The organism is Micromonospora musae, assembly GCF_003626635.1.
Classification (GTDB): domain Bacteria; phylum Actinomycetota; class Actinomycetes; order Mycobacteriales; family Micromonosporaceae; genus Micromonospora; species Micromonospora musae.
The window spans coordinates 553,376-571,408 of record NZ_RAZT01000003.1 but is presented as its reverse complement, the minus strand read 5'-3'; the positions used below and the strand labels follow the sequence as shown (position 1 = coordinate 571,408).

At 72.0% G+C, this 18,033-nt stretch carries 17 protein-coding genes and 1 tRNA gene; 10 read left to right on the top strand and 8 right to left on the bottom strand.

From position 1 onward, the window contains the following. The first annotated feature begins 83 nt into the window (after positions 1-83). The gene (locus D7044_RS08435; protein ID WP_120688441.1) at positions 84-743 is read left to right on the top strand and encodes a copper resistance CopC family protein; all 660 of its coding nucleotides are present in this window, start codon (positions 84-86) and stop codon (positions 741-743) included. Between the two features lie 471 nt (positions 744-1,214). Here the strand turns inward: D7044_RS08435 and gltX are convergent, their stop codons facing one another. From gltX to D7044_RS08420, 3 genes are read right to left on the bottom strand one after another with little or no spacing between them, the layout of a single operon-like run. Next, positions 1,215-2,624: a glutamate--tRNA ligase gene (gene gltX / locus D7044_RS08430; protein ID WP_120678547.1), complete on the bottom strand. Its 1,410-nt coding sequence runs from the start codon at positions 2,622-2,624 to the stop codon at positions 1,215-1,217. 47 nt (positions 2,625-2,671) lie between these two features. Further along, positions 2,672-3,949 (bottom strand): MFS transporter, encoded by a 1,278-nt coding sequence (locus D7044_RS08425; protein WP_120688440.1) that lies wholly within the window; start codon positions 3,947-3,949, stop codon positions 2,672-2,674. Further along, positions 3,946-5,295 carry a GH1 family beta-glucosidase gene (locus tag D7044_RS08420; protein WP_120688439.1) on the bottom strand — a complete coding sequence of 450 codons (1,350 nt, stop codon included), beginning with the start codon at positions 5,293-5,295 and terminating at the stop codon, positions 3,946-3,948. Before D7044_RS08420 ends, D7044_RS08425 begins: the two co-directional genes overlap by 4 nt. A 187-nt stretch (positions 5,296-5,482) precedes the next feature. On the opposite strand from D7044_RS08420, the gene D7044_RS08415 reads away from it, so the two are divergent. Further along, positions 5,483-5,929 (top strand): SRPBCC family protein, encoded by a 447-nt coding sequence (locus D7044_RS08415; RefSeq protein ID WP_120678541.1) that lies wholly within the window; start codon positions 5,483-5,485, stop codon positions 5,927-5,929. A gap of 199 nt (positions 5,930-6,128) precedes the next feature. Here D7044_RS08415 and aceE read toward each other — a convergent pair whose 3' ends face one another. Beyond that, positions 6,129-8,873, bottom strand: coding sequence for a pyruvate dehydrogenase (acetyl-transferring), homodimeric type (gene aceE / locus D7044_RS08410; protein ID WP_120678539.1), 2,745 nt, complete (start codon positions 8,871-8,873; stop codon positions 6,129-6,131). A 176-nt stretch (positions 8,874-9,049) separates the two neighbouring features. Between aceE and D7044_RS08405 the strand changes: the two genes are divergently transcribed. The 7 genes from D7044_RS08405 (at position 9,050) to D7044_RS08375 (ending at position 14,312) form a co-directional block, all read left to right on the top strand. After that, a complete protein-coding gene (locus D7044_RS08405) occupies positions 9,050-9,421 on the top strand; it encodes a hypothetical protein (RefSeq protein WP_199716526.1) in 372 nt (123 codons plus the stop codon). Positions 9,422-9,447: 26 nt separating this feature from the next. Beyond that, positions 9,448-9,852, top strand: a complete 405-nt coding sequence (locus D7044_RS08400) for a secondary thiamine-phosphate synthase enzyme YjbQ (protein WP_199716525.1) — start codon at positions 9,448-9,450, stop codon at positions 9,850-9,852. Between the two features lie 52 nt (positions 9,853-9,904). Continuing rightward, a complete protein-coding gene (locus D7044_RS08395) occupies positions 9,905-10,384 on the top strand; it encodes a MarR family winged helix-turn-helix transcriptional regulator (RefSeq protein WP_120678535.1) in 480 nt (159 codons plus the stop codon). Between the two features lie 54 nt (positions 10,385-10,438). Continuing rightward, a complete protein-coding gene (locus tag D7044_RS08390) occupies positions 10,439-13,039 on the top strand; it encodes a thiamine pyrophosphate-dependent enzyme (RefSeq protein ID WP_120688438.1) in 2,601 nt (866 codons plus the stop codon). 110 nt (positions 13,040-13,149) lie between these two features. Then, on the top strand, positions 13,150-13,587 hold the full coding sequence (locus D7044_RS08385; RefSeq protein ID WP_120678531.1) for a DUF3052 domain-containing protein: 438 nt from the start codon (positions 13,150-13,152) through the stop codon (positions 13,585-13,587). Positions 13,588-13,695: 108 nt separating this feature from the next. Beyond that, a complete protein-coding gene (locus D7044_RS08380; RefSeq protein WP_120688437.1) occupies positions 13,696-14,160 on the top strand; it encodes a peroxiredoxin in 465 nt (154 codons plus the stop codon). Between the two features lie 80 nt (positions 14,161-14,240). Beyond that, positions 14,241-14,312 (top strand) — tRNA-Val (locus tag D7044_RS08375). 53 nt (positions 14,313-14,365) lie between these two features. On the opposite strand, the gene D7044_RS08370 is transcribed toward D7044_RS08375, so the two are convergent. The 4 genes from D7044_RS08370 to D7044_RS08355 form a co-directional block, all read right to left on the bottom strand. Beyond that, entirely contained in the window at positions 14,366-15,145 is a 780-nt protein-coding gene (locus D7044_RS08370) for a GNAT family N-acetyltransferase (protein ID WP_120688436.1), read from the bottom strand. Between the two features lie 49 nt (positions 15,146-15,194). Further along, the gene (locus D7044_RS08365) at positions 15,195-16,487 is read right to left on the bottom strand and encodes an MFS transporter (RefSeq protein ID WP_120688435.1); all 1,293 of its coding nucleotides are present in this window, start codon (positions 16,485-16,487) and stop codon (positions 15,195-15,197) included. After that, the gene (locus tag D7044_RS08360; protein WP_120688434.1) at positions 16,484-17,020 is read right to left on the bottom strand and encodes an ArsR/SmtB family transcription factor; all 537 of its coding nucleotides are present in this window, start codon (positions 17,018-17,020) and stop codon (positions 16,484-16,486) included. The genes D7044_RS08365 and D7044_RS08360 overlap by 4 nt, the downstream gene beginning before the upstream one ends. Positions 17,021-17,235: 215 nt before the next feature. Beyond that, on the bottom strand, positions 17,236-17,499 hold the full coding sequence (locus tag D7044_RS08355) for a hypothetical protein (RefSeq protein ID WP_147434604.1): 264 nt from the start codon (positions 17,497-17,499) through the stop codon (positions 17,236-17,238). A gap of 117 nt (positions 17,500-17,616) precedes the next feature. On the opposite strand from D7044_RS08355, the gene D7044_RS08350 reads away from it, so the two are divergent. Further along, positions 17,617-18,030, top strand: a complete 414-nt coding sequence (locus tag D7044_RS08350; RefSeq protein WP_120688433.1) for a cupin domain-containing protein — start codon at positions 17,617-17,619, stop codon at positions 18,028-18,030. Positions 18,031-18,033: the final 3 nt, after the last annotated feature.

The window sequence follows — 18,033 nt, the reverse complement described above, 5'->3', positions numbered from 1 at the left end:
TAATTGGAACTATTTGCGATCCGGGCTCGACCAACGAACAGGCCGTTGATCAGCGGGCGGATCGTACCTTTACGGAGGTCTCCATGGGGGGCAGGGTCGCACGGCTGACACGCCTCGTGCTAGCCGTATCCGGCGTGGCGCTCGGTGTGTCGCTGGCGCTGCCGGCGGCTCCGGCCGCCGCGCACAACTCGTTGACCGGCAGCGATCCGCGTGACGGCGCCCGGACAGCGACCGCGCCGGCCCGGATCGAGCTGCGTTTCCTGTCCCGACTGGACCCGGCTACGACGAAGATCACAGTCACCGGTCCGGACAATGTGGTCGCCGCGGGCGGCGCTCCGCGCTTCGCCGGCAGCCGGGTGAGCGTGCCGTTCAAGCCGGGACGGGCGGGGCTCTACATCGTCGGCTACCGGGTGGCGTCCGGCGACGGGCACCCGATCAACGGCGAGGTGCGCTTCACCCTCACCACCGGCACGCCGGCCGACCCGTCGGCCTCCCCGGCCGAGCCGTCCGCCACCGCGTCGGCGACCGCCGGCCCGCCGGCCGCCTCGCCCACGGCCGCCTCGTCCGGACCGGCCCTGACGGCGGGGCCGGACGGAGCCAGCCCGAGCTCGGCCGTGGTACGCACCGCGGACGAGCGGGACGACGTCAGCGGCTGGCTCTGGGCGCTCGGCGCGCTGGTGCTGCTCGCCGTTCTGGCGGGTGGAATGCTGTTCCGCCGACGGTCCACCCGCGGCCGCCGATAGGGCGCCCGACCGCTGGCCCTGATCGCCGGCACCCGCGGCTGTCGGGGGTGCCCGGGATACCTGCCGCGCACCCGGGGCTGTCGGGCGGTGCGCGGGCTGCCCTGCCGGGCGCCCCGCGACTTTCGGGCGGTGCGCCGACGCCTCGGCGTTACCGTCTGTGACTTACGCAGTGACTGCTCGTGCGTCACGGTCGGTAACCGGCCGCGGGGGCCTCCCGTTGCCCGATCAGGTGGCCCACTCGGGCGTCACCTCGCTGACCTGCGGGATCGCGCCACGCCTTCAGGGCGCTCTGCCCACCCCTCAGCCGCCTTTGCTCTGTACCCACATACGCGCCGGACGCGGAGCGTGGCTGGCGCGTATCGGGGTGCAGAGCAAGGGCGCGGAGGTGCGGTGGTCGCTGGTCGGGGCGTTGTGACAGCCAGTGATCGCCGTAAGCGTCAGCGGCTGCTCCCCGCAGGGGGCGAGGCGTGATCAGACCAGGCGGACCCGGGCGGCACGCAGCCGGGTGAGGGCGCGGTCCCGACCGAGCACCTCCAGCGACTCGAAGAGCGGCAGGCCCACGGTCCGGCCGGTGACCGCGACCCGTACCGGCGCCTGCGCCTTGCCGAGCTTGAGCCCGCGCTCGGCGCCGACCGCCTCCAGGGCGGCCTTGATCGCCTCGGCCTCCCACGAGGGCAGCGCCTCGAACGCCGAGATCGCGGCGTCGAGCAGCTCCGCCGAGCCCTCCTTCATCGCCTTCGCCCAGGCGGCCTCGTCGATCGTGGGGGTCGCCAGGAACAGGAAGTCGACGTTCGGCACGATCTCGCTGAGCACCGCGATGCGGGTCTGCGCCAGCGGAGCGACCGCGGCGAAGACGGCCGGGTCGAACTCGTCCGGCTGCCAGGGCGGCGGCGCGATCGTGCTGGTGCCGGTCAGCCAGGGCTGGCAGGCCGCGACGAACCCGTCCGCCGGGAGCGCCCGAATGTACTCGCCGTTGAACGCGCGCAGCTTCTTCTCGTCGAAGAACGCGGGCGACGGGTTGACGCTCTCGAGGCGGAACTCCTCCTCGATCACGGACCACGGGACGATCTCCCGGTCGCCGGAGGGCGCCCAGCCGAGCAGCATCAGGTAGTTGCGCATCGCGTCGGCGAGGTAGCCCTCGTCGCGGTACGCCTCCAGAGCGACCTTGTCCCGTCGCTTGGAGAGCTTCTGCCGCTTCTCGTTGACCACGACCGGCACGTGCGCCCAGATCGGCGGCTCGGCCCCCAGCGCGGCCCAGAGCAGCTGCTGCTTCGGCGTGTTCGGCAGGTGCTCCTCGGCGCGGATCACGTGCGTGATCCCCATGATCATGTCGTCCACGACGTTCGCCAGCAGGAAGACCGGCGAGCCGTCGCCGCGGGCGATGACGAAATCCTCGATCAGCTTGTTCTCGAAGGTCGGCTCGCCCCGGATAAGGTCGACCACCACGGTCTCCCCCTCGTCGGGCGTGCGGAAGCGCAGCGCCCGCCCCTCGCCCGGGCCGAGGCCCCGGTCCCGGTGGTAGCCGTCGTAGCCGGAGTGCTGCGAGCCGGTGCGCGCCTGGACGTCCTCCCGGGTGCAGTCGCAGTAGTACGCCCGGCCCGACTCGTAGAGCCGCTGCGCGGCGGCCCGGTGCTCGTGGGCGTTCTCCGACTGGAAGTGCGGGCCCTCGTAGCTGGTGCGTTCGATGCCGATCCACTCCAGCGCGGAGAGGATGCCCTCGGTCCACTCGGGCTTGTTGCGGGCCGCGTCGGTGTCCTCGATGCGGAGCACGAACACCCCGCCCTGCTGCTTGGCGTAGATCCAGTTCTGCAGGGCCGAGCGGGCGCCGCCGACGTGGAACATACCGGTCGGGGAGGGGGCGAAGCGTACACGTACCGTCACGCCCCAAGCCTACGGCGCTGCGCGAGCGTATTCGGCCAGGGGTCCGCTCAGGGCACCGAGCGGATCTTCACCACCAGGGCGCTGCCGAGCAGGGTGATCGCGGCGGTGACGGCGTAGAGCGTCGGGTAGCCGCCCAGGTGCACGACGAGCGGCGCGGAGAGCGCCGGGCCGAGCACCTGCGGGGCCGAGTTCGCAATGTTGATCACCCCGAGGTCCTTGGCCCGGTCCGTGGCGCGGGGGAGCACCTGGGTGATGAGCGCCGCGTCGACCGAGAGGTAGACGCCGTAGCCGGCGCCGAGCAGCAGGGCGGCGACGACAGCCATCGGCCAGACCGGGGCGACGGCGAGCAGCAGCGCCGCCACCGTCATGATCAACCCGGAGACGATCACGAAGACCTTGCGCCGTCCCGAGCGGTCGGAGAGCCGGCCGGCGACGACCGCGGTGAGCATCATGCCCAGCGTGTAGAGCAGGATGAGCACCAGCAGCGACCCCTCCGGGTCCGCCACCCGCACCCCGTCGGTCAGGAAGTACAGCAGGTAGAGGGTGCCCAGGGCGTTGCCGGTCTGGACGAGGAACCGGGTGAACCACGCCCAGGCGAAGTCCGGGTGCCGGCGCGGGCTGACCCACATCGAGGCGAACAGGGCGCGCCACCGCAGCGCCGGCCGGTGCGTACGGGGCAGCGGATCGTCGGCGGTGAACAGCGCGAACGGCAACGCCAGCACCAGCATCGCGAGTGCGATCGCGGCGTACCCGGCGGCGTTGCCGGTGACCACGGCGGTGACCAGCACCGCGCCGACCACCAGCCCGAGCGCCTGCGGGATGCCCACCCAACCGGAGACGCCGCCGCGCTGCGCCACCGGCACCCGGTCCGGAACGGCCGCGGTGAGGCTGGCCAGCATCGCGTTGAAGCAGACCTGCGCGGCGACCCAGCCGAGCGTCACGCCCAGCACGGTGCGCTGCTGGGCGAGCAGCAGCAGGGCGAGCGCCCCGAGCACGGCCCCGCCGGCCGTCCAGACGTGCCGTCGGCCGAACTCGCGCCCGCCCAGGCGCAGGCAGGTCCGGTCGGAGAGGGCGCCGGCCAGCGGGTTGGCGAGCACCGCGGCGACGGCGCCCAGCCCGGTGACCAGGGCCAGCATCTCCTCCTTGCCGTCCGGCGAGATCCGCTCGACCTGCTGGGGCAGCAGCACCTGGATCGGGGTGAAGAAGGCCATCCAGACCCCGAGGTTGGCCGCGAAGACCAGCGCGATCCAACCCCGCCGTACCGGCGTCGTCGGCTCGGCCAGCGCCGCCGGCAGCGCGGCGGATGCCGGGTCGACGGTGGTCACCGGGCCGGCTTCCGGCGCGCGGCCGCGATCGCGTGCCGCAGCCAGGCGTACGAGGACTTCGGCGTACGCGCCTGGGTGGCGTAGTCGACGTGCACCAGGCCGAAGCGTTTGGTGAAGCCCTCCGCCCACTCCCAGTTGTCCAGCAGCGACCAGACGAAGTACCCGCGTACGTCGACCCCGTCGTCGAGCGCGGCCCGTACGGCGCGCAGGTGTCCGTCCAGGTACGCGACGCGCTCCGGGTCGTGCACGCGTCCGTCGGCGTCGGGCACGTCGTCGTACGCGCAGCCGCTCTCGGTGATCTCGACGGGCGGAAGCGCGTCGCCGTACGTGCGGTGCAGCCAGCCGAGCAGCTCGTGCAGCCCGTCCGGGGCGACCGGCCAGTCGAACGCCGTCCTCGGGTATCCGTCCAGCGGCGCCAGCTCGAACGGCAGCGGCGAACCCTCCTGCGGGGCGCGTACCCCGGTCGGGTTGTAGTAGTTGACGCCGAGCACGTCGATCGGGGCGGCGATGACGGCGAGGTCCTCGTCGCGCACCACGGACGGGTCGCCGACCGTTCCCTCCGGGTAGCCCCGGCCGAGCAGCGGGTCGGTGAAGAGCCGGTTGTGCAGCGCCTCGTACGCGGCGGCGGCGCTCCGATCCGCGTCGGTTCCGTCGAGCGCCCGCACCGGCGAGTAGTTGTTGGCGATCGCGACCGGGCTGCCGCTGCGGGCCCGTAGCGCGGCGACTGCCAGCCCGTGCCCGAGCAGCTGGTGGTGGGCGACCGGGAAGGCGTCGAAGAGCAGCGTCCGTCCGGGCGCGTGCGCGCCGGTGCCGTAGCCGAGGCTCATCTGGACGAACGGTTCGTTCAGGGTGATCCAGAGCTTGACCCGGTCGCCGAGGCGGGCGGCGACGAGGTCGGCGTACGCGGCGAAGCGGGCCGCGGTGTCGCGGGCCAGCCAGCCGCCGGCATCCTCCAGCGGCTGGGGCAGGTCCCAGTGGTACAGGGTGGCCACCGGATCGATGTCGTGGGCGAGCAGGTCGTCGACCAGCCGGTCGTAGAAGTCGAGTCCGCGGGGGTGGGCCGGCCCGGTGCCGCCGGGTTGGATTCGCCCCCAGGCGACGGAGAAGCGGTAGGCGGTGACGCCGAGCCCGGCCAGGAGCGCGACGTCCTCGCGGTGGCGCTGGTAGTGGTCGCAGGCGACGTCGCCGCTGCTGCCGTCGGCGATCCGCCCGGGGGAGTGGGCGAAGGTGTCCCAGATGGACGGTCCGCGGCCGTCGGCGCCGACCGCGCCCTCGATCTGGTACGCCGAGGTCGAGACGCCCCAGCGGAAGCCGGCGGGAAACTGCGGCAGCGGTGCGGTCGGCATGGCGTCCTCCCGATCAACGTGAAACGTGTTCGGGACTCTAGGACGCGAGTCGGGATTGCGCTATAGGCCGTCATGACTGTCCGCGCAATGCTTTTCGGCGTGTCTTTTTCCGAACCCGTCCCAGTACGTCCAAATTTGCGCATAGAGTGCCGAATATCGCGGATGTCCTCACTGGAGGAAGACGGAAATGATCCTCGTGGAACGTAGTGCGCATGTGGTTGCGCCGGTGGAAGCGGTCTGGGACGTCGTACAGCGGGCCGAGCAGTTGCCGGCCTGGCTGGCGGGGGTTCGCGCGGCCGAAGTTCTCTCGGGTGAGGGCTTCGGGCGGCGGCAACGGGTCCAGGCCGGGCGCGGCTCGGCACACGAAGCCGAGGTGATCGCCTTTCAGGAGCCGACCCTGATCGGGTGGCGCGAGCGCGCCAAGGGTGCCGGCGCCCGAGCGGAGGCGCGCACCGAGATCTACGTACAGCTCACTCCCGACGAGGAGGAGGGCGGCACCGTCGTGCGGCTGATCGTCGTACGGTGGCCGGCCGGTCCGGTCAAGGCCGCCCTGCTCCGGCTCGGTCTGCGTCGGGTCGGCGCCGATCTGGAGGAGTCGTTGGCCCGGCTGACCGACCTGGCCGCCGTCGGCTGACCGGGCCCGCCCCCGGCGTCACCCGCGATGGTGGTGGCCCGGCGTCCCCGCCAGGGGCACCGGGCCATCGCTTGCTCCTCCGCCCGCGCAGAAGCCACCTCGGCCCTGCGGGGCGGCAGCACCCGTACACCGGGAACCGGCCCGGGAACGACGAAGGGCCCGCGCGATCTGCGCGGGCCCTTCGTGCGGACGGGTGCGGTCAGCTGTCGCCGCCGGTCTCGCCGACCGGGGCCGCGCTCACGTCGTCGATCGCGTACTTCTTCGCCGCCTCGCTCGGCACGTTCGCCGGAACCGTGCCGCGCATCGCGAGCTGCCGCAGCGTGGCGACCGCCACCGACTCGGCGTCGACGTGGAAGTGCCGGCGCAGGGCGTGCCGGGTGTCCGACATGCCGAACCCGTCGGTGCCCAGCGAGGTGTAGTCACCCGGTACCCAGCGGGCGATCAGGTCCGGCACGGCGCGCATGAAGTCGCTGACCGCGACCTTCGGCCCGTCCGCGTCGGCCAGCTTCCGGGCCACGTACGGCACCCGCTGCTCGGCACCCGGGTTGAGGAGGTTGTACTCCTCGCACTCCACCGCGTCGCGGCGCAGCTCGGTCCAGGAGGTCACCGACCACACGTCGGCGGCCACCCCCCAGTCCTGGGCCAGCAGCTGCTGCGCCTTGAGCGCCCACTGCATGCCGGTGCCGGAGGCCAGGATGTTCGCCTTCGGCGCTGCGCCGTCCAGCTTCGGCGCGGCCGCGTAGCGGTACACGCCCTTGACGATGCCCTCGACGTCCACGCCCTCCGGCTCGGCCGGCTGGAAGATCGGCTCGTTGTAGACGGTGAGGTAGTAGAAGACGTTCTCCTGCGCCTCGCCGTACATCCGGTGCAGACCGTTCTCGACGATGTGCGCGATCTCGAACGCGAACGCCGGGTCGTACGCGACCACCGCCGGGTTGGTGGCGGCGATCAGGAGCGAGTGGCCGTCCTCGTGCTGAAGACCCTCACCGTTGAGCGTGGTCCGACCGGCGGTGGCGCCGAGCAGGAAGCCCCGCGCCATCTGGTCGGCGGCCGCCCAGAGCCCGTCCGCGGTGCGCTGGAACCCGAACATCGAGTAGAACATGTACATCGGGATCATCGGCTCGTCGTGCGTGGCGTACGCCGAGCCGGCGGCGGTGAACGACGCGACCGAGCCGGCCTCGTTGATGCCCTCGTGCAGGATCTGCCCGACGGTCGCCTCCTTGTAGGACAGGAAGAGCTCCCGGTCCACGGAGGTGTAACGCTGCCCGTGCGGCGAGTAGATCTTCGCCGTCGGGAAGAGCGAGTCCATGCCGAAGGTGCGGGCCTCGTCCGGGATGATCGGCACCCAGCGCTTGCCGAACTCCTTGTCCTTCATCATGTCCTTGAGCAGGCGGACGAAGGCCATCGTGGTGGCCACCTTCTGCTTGCCCGACCCCCGCTTGACGTCGGCGAAGCGCTCCGGCCCGGGGATGACCAGCCGCTTCGAGTCGGTCCGGCGCGACGGCAGGTAGCCACCGAGCTGCTGACGCCGCTCGTGCAGGTACGCGATCTCGTCGGACTTCTCGCCCGGGTGGAAGTACGGCGGCAGGTAGGGGTTCTCCTCCAGCGCCGAGTCCGGGATGTCCAGGTAGAGGCGGTCGCGGAAGGTCTTCAGATCCTCCAGCGTCAGCTTCTTCATCTGGTGGGTCGCGTTGCGGGCCTCGAAGTGCGAGCCGAGCGTCCAGCCCTTGATCGTCTTGGCGAGGATCACGGTCGGCTGGCCGGTGTGCTCCGTCGCCGCCTTGTAGGCCGCGTAGAGCTTGCGGTAGTCGTGGCCACCCCGCTTGAGGTTCCAGATCTCGTCGTCGCTGAGGTGCTCGACCATCTTGCGGGTGCGCGGGTCGCGCCCGAAGAAGTGCTCCCGGATGTACGCGCCGGACTCCGCCTTGTAGGTCTGGTAGTCGCCGTCCGGGGTGGTGTTCATCAGGTTCACCAGCGCGCCGTCGGTGTCCGCGGCGAGCAGCGGGTCCCACTCGCGGCCCCAGACGACCTTGATGACGTTCCACCCTGCGCCCCGGAAGAACGCCTCCAGCTCCTGCATGACCTTGCCGTTGCCCCGGACCGGGCCGTCCAGCCGCTGCAGGTTGCAGTTGATCACGAAGGTGAGGTTGTCCAGCTCCTCGCGGGCGGCCACACCGATCGCGCCGAGCGTCTCCGGCTCGTCCATCTCGCCGTCGCCGAGGTAGGCCCAGACGCGCTGGTCGGAGGTGTCCTTGATGCCCCGGTGGTGCAGGTAGCGGTTGAACCGCGCCTGGTAGATCGCGTTCAGGCCGCCGAGACCCATCGAGACGGTGGGGAACTCCCAGAAGTCCGACATCAGCCGCGGGTGCGGGTACGACGGCAGCGCGCCACCCGGGTGCGACAGCTCCTGCCGGAACCCGTCCAGCTGGTTCTCGCTCAGCCGCCCCTCGAGGAACGCCCGGGCGTACATGCCGGGGGAGGCGTGACCCTGGTAGAAGATCTGGTCGCCACCGCCCGGGTGGTTCTTGCCACGGAAGAAGTGGTTGAAGCCCACCTCGTAGAGCGACGCCGAGCTGGCGAAGGTGGAGATGTGTCCACCGACACCGATCTCGGGACGCTGCGCCCGGTGCACGAGCATCGCCGCGTTCCACCGGATGTAGGCCCGGATCCGCCGTTCGATGTGCTCGTCACCCGGGAACCACGGCTCCCGCTCGGGGGCGATGGTGTTGATGTAGTCCGTGGTGGTCAGGGACGGAACCCCGACCTGGCGCTCCCGAGCGCGCTCGAGCAGGCGCAGCATCACGTAGCGAGCGCGCTTGGTTCCGCGCTCGTCGATGACCCCGTCGAGCGACTCGACCCATTCGCTGGTTTCGTCCGGGTCGATGTCCGGGAGCTGGCTCGGCAGGCCGGCAGTGATCACCGGGCGCTTGCGTTCCGTAGCCACAGGCGGTCCCTCGGTTGTGTGTGGGATAGGTCTCTAGCGCCATCCTGCCCTCTGCTGGCACCCGCCGTCACGTCTAGGTGCCTCGGACGCGACGCTGAACACACGTACCCGTCGGTAACTTTGGGGGTTTCGCCACCTCTCCCGGCCCGCTTGTCCGTTCTCAATAGCATGCCGACATGAATGGGCGGCGAACGGTCTCGGGCGCGCTTCTCCTGACGGCGGGCGTGCTCCTGGCGCTCCCGGTGGTGCCTGTGCTGCTGGTCCGTGACTCCGCCGCGCTGCCGGTGGCGCTCGTCGCCGGGCTGGGCGTGGTTCTCGGCGCGGTCCTGCTCGTGGGCGGGCTGCGGGCCCCGGCGCCCCGACGGCGCTCCGGGATTCCGGCGCCGCGTCGGCGGCACGCCGACACCGTCATCCCGCACCAGGGCCCGCCCGACTCGTACTCGTGGTGGGACTCGACCCACCACCGGTGGGGCGGCGGCTGGTCCGGCGGCGGGGACTCCGGCGGTGGCGGCGGGGGCGGCGACTCCGGCGGTGGCGGCGGCTCCTGACCCCCGGCTCCGGCAGAATGCGACGTATGCGCAGCGAAGTGATCACCGTCCAGACCGGTTCCCGGCCCGCCGTCCGGGACATCACCGCCGAGGCGCAGAACTTCGTCTCGGGCGAGGGCGACGGCCTGCTGCACGTCTTCGTGCCGCACGCCACGGCCGGGCTGGCGCTGATCGAGACCGGGTCCGGCTCCGACGACGACCTGCTCACCGCGTTGGACGAGCTGCTGCCGACCGACGACCGCTGGCGGCACCGGCACGGGTCGCGCGGCCACGGTCGGGACCACGTGCTGCCCGCCCTCGTTCCGCCGTACGCCTCGGTGCCGGTGCTCGGCGGGCGACTCGCGCTCGGCACCTGGCAGTCGATCTGCCTGGTCGACACCAACGGCGACAACCCCACCCGCCAGGTCCGCTTCTCCTTCCTCCCCGCCTGACTGCTTCTGACGCCGATGATCGACTACGCCGCGGCTCCGTAGACTCGACGCCATGACGTTGCCCGCCGTTCCCGCGGCCCGCCCCGATCCGGGTGGCCGCTCCGGGCTGGCGGCCGAGACGGTGCGCAGGATCATGCACGTCGCCTTCGCCATCCGGCAGCAGCAGGACACCGAGATCGGCTCGCTCGGTCTGACCCCGGCGGTCGCCCGCGCGCTCTACGAACTGGACCCGGACCGGCCGTTGCCGGCCCGCGACCTCGCCGAGCAGCTGCAGTGCGACCGGTCCAACGTGACAGCTCTCGTCGACAAGCTGGAGCAGGCCGGCCTGGTGCAGCGCCGGGTCGACCCCGCCGACCGCCGGCAGAAGACGCTGGTGGTCACCGACGCCGGCCGGCTGATGCGGCAGCGCGTACACGAGGTGATGTCGGACTCCCGACTGCTCGACGGGCTCACCACCGGCGAACTCGCCGCCCTGCGCGACCTGGTGCACAAGGTCTCCGACGGCGGCCGCCCGCAGGGCTGCGGGACGTAGCGTCCCGGCCCGGGTGGTGTGTGTCCGACTGGGCGCGACGGGCGTGCGTCGGTAATGCTGTCGGACGTGACCACCCCGCAAGATCTCGACGACCGGTTCCGGGAGACCCTGGCCGCGCTGGGCCCGACCGCGCGCCGACGTGACCCGGCCGAACCGGTCACCGACGGCGCGACGCTGACCGGCGCGCAGGCCCTCGACATCTTCGACGCACAGGTCACCAGCCGGCAGCTGGATCTGGCCGGGCGCTGGCTGCGCAGCTTCGGCGAGGGCTTCTACACCATCGGCTCGGCCGGCCACGAGGCAAACGCCCTGGTCGCCGCCGTGCTGCAGCCGACCGATCCGGCCCTGCTGCACTACCGCTCCGGCGCGTTCTACTGCGTCCGCGCGGCCCAGGGCGCGGCCGGCCCGGCCGCTGAGGCGGCCGTGGCGCATCCGGCCGATTCGGCCGCCCACTCGCCGTCCGATCTGGGGCGCGAGGCGGCCGCGGACGCCTCCGACGTGGGAGTGGGACTCTTCGACGCTGCCGGCGAGTCGTCCGACGAGCAGCCCGACGCGGGCGCCGCCGCGCCCGAGGACTCGGCGCGGGCCGCCCACGGGGCGGACGAGGCCCCGACCGGGGCCGACGGTGGGCGGGAGGCCGCCGAGGGCCCTCAGGACGCCGTGGGCGCTGCGGCGCGGCCGGAGCGCCCCTGGGCGTACGCGGAGGCGGCCGGGGACGTGCTGCGCGGTGTCGTCGCCTCGGCCCGGGAACCGATCGCCGGCGGCCGGCACAAGGTCTTCGGCCACCCCGACCTCGCGGTCGTGCCGACCACCTCCACCATCGCCTCGCACCTGCCCCGGGCCGTCGGCATGGGGCTCGCCGTCGAGCGGCTGCGCCGGCGGGAGACCCGACGGGCCGGCGGGGTGGACGCCGGCGACGAGGCGAGCGAGAGCCCGACCTGGCCGTCCGACTCGATCGTCGTCTGCTCGTTCGGCGACGCCTCGATCAACCATGCCAGCGCCACCGCCGCGTTCAACACGGCGGGCTGGTACGACCACACCGGCCTGCGCATCCCGGTGCTCTTCGTCTGCGAGGACAACGGCCTCGGCATCAGCGTTCGGACGCCGCAGGGCTGGGTGGAGGCGGCCCTGCGGTCCAAGCCGGGCATCCGCTACTTCGCCGCCGACGGCAGCGACCCGGTGCGGGCGTACACGGCGGCGGAAGAGGCGGCCGCCTGGGTGCGCCGGCACCGGCGCCCGGCGGTCCTGCACCTGCGTACGGTCCGGCTGATGGGGCACGCGGGCGCGGACGCCGAGACGGCGTACCGCAGCCCGGCGGAGCTCGCCAGGGACCTCGACCGGGATCCGGTGGCGGCCACGGCGCGGCTGCTGGTCGAGGCGGGAGTGGCCGGTGGCGAGGAGCTGCTGGCCCGGTACGACGAGATCGGCTGGCTGGTGCGCCGCGTCGCCGAGGTGGTGATCGGCGAGCCGAAGCTGACGGGCGCGGCCGACGTGGTCGCGCCGCTGGCCCCCCGGCGGCCGGCGCGGCTGGCCAGGGCGGTGGCCGAGGCCGCCGCGCGGGCCGCGGGCCCGGGCGCGGCGGCCCGCGACGCGACGTTCGGCGGCCGGCTCCCGGAGCTGGCCGGGCCGTTGACGCTGGCGCAGAGCATCAACGCGGCGCTCAGCGACGGAATGCTCGACCACGAGGAGATGGCGGTCTTCGGCGAGGACGTGGCCGCGAAGGGCGGCGTGTACGGGGTGACGAAGGGGCTGCGCGACCGCTTCGGGCCGGCCCGGGTCTTCGACACCCTGCTCGACGAGACGTCGGTGCTCGGGCTCGGGTTGGGCGCCGGGCTGGCCGGAATGCTGCCGGTGCCCGAGATCCAGTACCTGGCGTACCTGCACAACGCCGAGGACCAGCTGCGCGGCGAGGCGGCCACCATGCAGTTCTTCTCCCAGGGGGCGTACCGCAATCCGATGGTGGTGCGGGTGGCCGGCCTGGCGTACCAGGAGGGCTTCGGCGGGCACTTCCACAACGACAACTCGGTGGCCGTACTCCGGGACGTTCCCGGTCTGGTGATCGCGGTGCCGGCGCGGCCGGACGACGCCGCGCCCATGCTGCGTACCTGCCTGGCCAGCGCGGCGGTGGACGGCAGCGTCTGCGTCTTCCTGGAGCCGATCGCGCTCTACCACACCCGGGACCTCTACACCGAGGGCGACGGCGAGTGGCTCGCCGGCTACGCGGAGCCGGGCGCCTGGGCGAGCGGGCACGTGCCGATCGGGCGGGCCCGGGTGTACGGAGTGGGGTCCGCCGAGGATCTGACGATCATCACGTTCGGTAACGGCGTTCGCCTGTCGCTGCGGGCGGCGGCGGTGCTCGCCGACGAGGGGGTCGGCACCCGGGTGGTGGACCTGCGCTGGCTCGCCCCGCTGCCGGTGGCGGACATCATGCGGGAGGCCTCGGCGACCGGGCGGGTGCTGGTGGTGGACGAGACGCGCCGCTCCGGCGGGGTCGGCGAGGGCGTGCTCGCCGCACTGGTCGATGCCGGATATGTCGGTGCGGCGCGGCGAGTAGCCGGAGTTGACTCGTTTGTACCATTAGGTCCGGCCGCGCGTCAGGTTCTGGTCTCTGAAGAAGCCATTACCCAGGGTGCCCGCACTCTCCTGGCACGGTAAATTCCGTTCCACCCGGTGCGCCACTTGCGCGGGGAGGCACAACTGTGTGGACTTTGCCTGACGGCGCCGAACCGGCGTCGCGCAGGGACGAGATGAGGAGGCACGCGACAGTGAGCGCGACCGCTGGTCAGGCCGCCGACGGGGTACGCAGCCTGGCGGACCGGTTCGGAATCGAGCCGGGGATGGTCGTCATGGAGATGGGGTACGACGACGACGTCGACCACGACCTCCGTGAGGCCCTGACTGACCGCTCTGGAGATCTCGTCGACGAGGACACCGACGAGGTGGTCGACGCGGTGCTCGTCTGGTACCGCGACGGCGACGGTGATCTCTTCGAACTGCTCGTCGACGCCCTCGGCCCGCTGGCCGACAACGGGGTCGTGTGGCTGCTCACGCCGAAGGCGGGGCGCGACGGACACGTCGAGCCGAGCGAGATCGCCGAGTCCGCCCCCACCGCCGGCCTCCAGCAGACCTCGACGGTCAACGCCGGCCGGGACTGGAGCGCCGCGCGCCTCGTCCTGCGCCGGGGGGCCAAGAGCAAGAAGTAGCCCACCAGCCGCCCGTCGCCTCCCCGGGGACGACGAACGGCCACCCGGTCGCCCGGCGGAACCGCCGCCGGGTGTGGCTCGTGCCGTCCCGACGCGAGGAGTTCACGCATGCCGATAGCCGTCGGCGCCGAGGCGCCGGACTTCGTGCTGAAGGACCAGAACAACCAGGAGGTACGGCTCTCCGACTTCCGCGGTCGGCGCACGGTGCTGCTGGTCTTCTACCCGCTCGCCTTCACCGGCATCTGCCAGGGCGAGCTGGCGGAGATCCGCGACAACCTCGACGAGTACGCCAACGACGACGTCCAGGTGCTCACCGTCAGCGTCGACTCCGTCTACAGCCACAAGGTGTGGGCGGACCGCGAGGGCTACCACTTCCCGATGCTCGCCGACTTCTGGCCGCACGGCTCGGTCGCCCAGGCGTACGGAGTCTTCAACGAGGTCACCGGCGTCGCCAACCGGGGCACCTTCGTGATCGACGGAACCGGGGTCGTCCGGTACGCCGAGATGACGATGCCGGGGGAGTCGCGCGACCAGCAGAACTGGCGCAAGGCGCTGGCCGAGACCGCCGGCTGAGCGATCCGGCCACGCCGTGCGACCGGGCCGGCGGCGAGCAGGTAAGCTTGCCAGCCACCGGCCCGCCGCACGGGCGTTCCGGGCGCGTAGCTCAGTGGGAGAGCACTCGCCTTACAAGCGAGGGGTCGCAGGTTCGAAACCTGCCGCGCCCACCCCTTGACGACCAGGCAGAACCCGCCCGAACCCAGGGTTGTTGCCTCTTCGCTCAGACAGTCCCTCGCGAGGGCGGCGTCAGGCGCTTGCCCAGGCTTAGGTCATCGACGTAAGCGCCGTCGATCAGAAACTCGTCGACGTATCGGCCTTCGACGGCATAACCGTGCTGTTCGTAGAGCCATATGGCACCGGTGTTGGTCGCCAGGACGCGCAGTCCGATCTTCTTCGCGCCCTGTGCGCCGGCAAGGCGTTCGGCGCCCGAAAGCAGGGCTGAGGCGATACCCATCCGGCGGGCTTGCTCGGCCACCATGAGGTTCCACAGGCCGAAGACGTGAGCCCCCTCCGGGAACCGGGTCGTTTGGTGGGTACTCACGGTGCCGACGATCTGGCCGCCGAGAGTGGCGACGAGGTGGGTTTCGGGCTTGCGTCGTTCGTCGAAGTAGGCCGTTCGCTCGTCGGTCCGGGTGGAGGGGAGTCCGGACCCGGTGGTCCAGGCCGCGCGGTCGAGGGCGAGGAGACCGGCGTCGTCCTCCGTTGTGGCCGGCCGCACCAGGGGCAGCCAGTCGACGGTGAGCGTGTCCCTGGTCGCGAATCGCAGCAGGTGGCGGGTGATGGTGTCCTCCACCGCCGCGATCGCGTCCGCCGTGCCGGCTTTGACGATCATGTCGAAGTGGGCGGTCGAGGCCACGAGCAGGCAGCTGCCGAGGCTGAACGTGATGGACCCGCGATCCTCGTCGAGTTCGGTGGGCACCTTGCGCCCCATGTGTGAGACCAGTTGCTTGATGTAGCGGTGGGGGCGGTCGGTGACGACGCGTGCGGTCGAGTAGAGCATCTGATGCCTTTCCGGCAGTCGTGACTTCGGAGCTGGCGGGTGGTGCCGATCAGGCAGAGACGGCCGCGTCGGCGACCCGGGCGGGGCGGCTGTTCTCTGCCGAACGCTGACGGTCGGAAGAATCACGTAGCGCCGCCTCGACCCGGCGGTTGCTGGTCATGGTCGCCGTGACGGCGGTCATGGCGAGGAGGAGGCCGGCGGCGGCGTAGAGCGGGGTGCGCACGTCGTAGGTGGTGGCCAGCCAGCCGCCGAGGAAGGCGCCGAACGGGGCGGCGCACATGGCGAGCATCCGGGAGGTGGAGGCGACCCGACCCATCAGGTGGGCCGGGACGATCGCCTGCCGCAGGGAGGGTGCGAGCACCATCGTGGCGCCCATGCCCGCTCCGCAGACGGCGAGCGCGAGCCCGGCCACGTACGGATTCGGGGCGGCGGCAAGCCCCAGGATGGCAAGGCCCTCGACTGCGGCCGTGCAGGTCAGTGCGGTGCCGGTGCCGAGTCGCCGGCCGAGGAAGGTGGCGATGCCCGCCCCGAGCAGACCGCCGGTGGCCTCCGCCGTGAGGAGCAGGCCGAAGCCGTAGGTGTCGATGCCGAGGCGGTCGTGCGCGAAGAGGGCGAGGACGGTCTCCACGGCGAGGAAGGCGACGTTCCCGACCGCCGGGCGCAGCGCGAGCCCGAGCAGCAACCGGTCCCGGAAGACGTACGAGGCACCGGCGCGGGCCTGCCGAAGCAGCGACTCTCGGACCTCAGGCACGGGTCGGGACATGGCGGGCAGCGACCGTACGAGCAGGGCGGAGAGCGCGAACGACAGCGCGTCGGCGAGCAGCGGAACCGCCCGCCCGAGCGCGAGCAGCGCACTGCCCGCAGGCGGCCCCGCGAAGCCGGACATCGCGGTCTGGGCGCCGCGCAGGCGGGAGTTGGCGCGCTCCAGGAGTGCGGGATCGCGGCGGAGCAGATCCGGCAGATACGCGGTGGCGGCCGTGTCGAAGAAGAGCCCGCCGAGGCCGAGCAGGAAGGCGACGGCCGCGAGCAGCGGAACGCTCAGCACGTCGAGCGCGGCGGCGGTCGCCGGTATCGCGAGCAGCGCCGCACGCGCGGTGTCCGCGATCCACATCGTGCGTCGGCGGTCCCAGCGGTCCACCAGCGCGCCGCCGAGCACGCCGAAGAGCAGCCAGGGCAGCGTCCCGGCGGCCGCGACGACGGCGAGCGCCATCGGATCCCGCGTCACCGTCAACGCGAGCAGCGGCAGGGCAGCGTGCATCACCCCGTCGCCGAGCGAGGACACCGTCTGTGCGGTCCACAGCCGCCCGAACCCGGTTGGCAGCTTCCTCGCGTCTGAGGTCATTTGGCCTCCCCTTCGGCCTGCTGGCCCCGCGCCGGGTGGAAGAGTGCGAAGACGAGTGAGGCGTCCGGCAGCGACGGATTCGACAGCTCCCGGTACTCGTCCGCCAGTGCCTGCAGCCGCGCTCCCAGCTCGGCGAACTGCTCCTCGGTGAGCCGCAGATGCGCCATCCGTACGTGCCGCCCCTCCACCGGCGACGCCTCCAGGTCCGCCACCGCATGGCGCATCAGCACATCCGGCCCGCCCTCCCCCGGATCCGGCAGCACGATCGACCGCGCGGCCATCGCGTAGTACCGCTCGGTGACACCGCGCACCTTCCGCGTCCGTACCACCTTCACCAGGCCGGCCCGCTCCAGTAGCCGCACGTGATAGCTGGAACTCCCCTTCGCGAGGCCCACCCGCTCGGCGATCTGGGTGATCGTTGCGGGCTCGAAGCGGAGCACGGCCATGATCCGGTGACGGGTGAGGTTGGAGACGGCACGTAGCTGCTCGTGCGTGGTGACGTGAAACGTCTCGGGAAGCTCATCGGCAGGCATGCGAGCAATGGTCAACGTTTCTTGACCATTGCGCAAGGGGGTTCCCCGCGGTCTTTTCGGGTTGAGCCAGGTGGAAAGGCTGATTCCGGGTGGGAGTCACGCCATAAAAGAGGGATGCCAAAACGGCAGACACCGCCGCATAACGTCTTCTGCAGTGAACAGGGTCACACAGCCGCGGCTGTGCGGGATGGGGACTGGGGTGGAGCCCAGACTCCCTACGGCCCCTCCTTCGTCCGCTCCGGGTGCATCTCCCCAGGTGCCACGGGGCGGCCGGGGATGTTGATGCAGAGCTGTCCCGGCTCGGCGCCGCAGACCGGGCAGGGGCGGTACGACTCGACGGGCCCCGGATCGAGCTCCCTCGCCTGGGCCGACCGGGCGATCTCCTCGGCCGCCCGGTGCAGCTCGAGGTCCCGGTGCCGCACGGCAGCCTCGTGGATGCGGCGAAGTGCGCGTCGGGCCCGCTCCGATGGGTCGGTCATCCGAACGGCCTTCCCGCTCTGCCGACCGGCACACGCCCAGTCCCTCTTCCGTGGAGGCGCACGACGGCCACCCCGGTCGTTCACGGTCCGTGCACCCCCGGTGCCTAGCATGATCGTGTGAACAAGGTGCAGGTTCGGCGGCTCACGGTGACCGCGCCGCCCCTCCCCGACGAGGGCGGGCGGCTCCAGTCGCCGGCGGGCGAGTTCGCCCGGATCGTCAACGGCGGGACCTACCGGTACCTCGCCTATCTGGAGTTCCTGCCCGAGACCGGGAGGCCACGCGGGAACCACTACCACGAGCGCAAGATCGAGATCCTCTACGTGATCAGCGGGCGGCTCCGGGCCGTATACGAGGACCTGGAGTCCGGCGAGCGCGGCCAGGCGACCCTGGAGGCCGGCGACCTCGTCACCGTCCTGCCCCGCTGCGCCCACGTCTACTACGCCGACGGGCCCGCCCAGGCCGTCGAGTTGGCCGCCGAGCCGTACGACCCGGACGACGTCCACCCGTACGAGGTCGGCGAGGCCGCCTGACCG

What these genes read in the sequence shown, in the direction of transcription:
- D7044_RS08435 (WP_120688441.1), top strand. Translation starts at nt 84, where the DNA reads ATGGGGGGCAGGGTCGCACGGCTGACACGCCTCGTGCTAGCCGTATCC.
- D7044_RS08420 (WP_120688439.1), bottom strand. Translation starts at nt 5,295, where the DNA reads ATGCCGACCGCACCGCTGCCGCAGTTTCCCGCCGGCTTCCGCTGGGGC.
- D7044_RS08415 (WP_120678541.1), top strand. Translation starts at nt 5,483, where the DNA reads ATGATCCTCGTGGAACGTAGTGCGCATGTGGTTGCGCCGGTGGAAGCG.
- D7044_RS08405 (WP_199716526.1), top strand. Translation starts at nt 9,050, where the DNA reads ATGAATGGGCGGCGAACGGTCTCGGGCGCGCTTCTCCTGACGGCGGGC.
- D7044_RS08400 (WP_199716525.1), top strand. Translation starts at nt 9,448, where the DNA reads ATGCGCAGCGAAGTGATCACCGTCCAGACCGGTTCCCGGCCCGCCGTC.
- D7044_RS08395 (WP_120678535.1), top strand. Translation starts at nt 9,905, where the DNA reads ATGACGTTGCCCGCCGTTCCCGCGGCCCGCCCCGATCCGGGTGGCCGC.
- D7044_RS08390 (WP_120688438.1), top strand. Translation starts at nt 10,439, where the DNA reads ATGCTGTCGGACGTGACCACCCCGCAAGATCTCGACGACCGGTTCCGG.
- D7044_RS08380 (WP_120688437.1), top strand. Translation starts at nt 13,696, where the DNA reads ATGCCGATAGCCGTCGGCGCCGAGGCGCCGGACTTCGTGCTGAAGGAC.
- D7044_RS08370 (WP_120688436.1), bottom strand. Translation starts at nt 15,145, where the DNA reads ATGCTCTACTCGACCGCACGCGTCGTCACCGACCGCCCCCACCGCTAC.
- D7044_RS08365 (WP_120688435.1), bottom strand. Translation starts at nt 16,487, where the DNA reads ATGACCTCAGACGCGAGGAAGCTGCCAACCGGGTTCGGGCGGCTGTGG.
- D7044_RS08360 (WP_120688434.1), bottom strand. Translation starts at nt 17,020, where the DNA reads ATGCCTGCCGATGAGCTTCCCGAGACGTTTCACGTCACCACGCACGAG.
- D7044_RS08355 (WP_147434604.1), bottom strand. Translation starts at nt 17,499, where the DNA reads ATGACCGACCCATCGGAGCGGGCCCGACGCGCACTTCGCCGCATCCAC.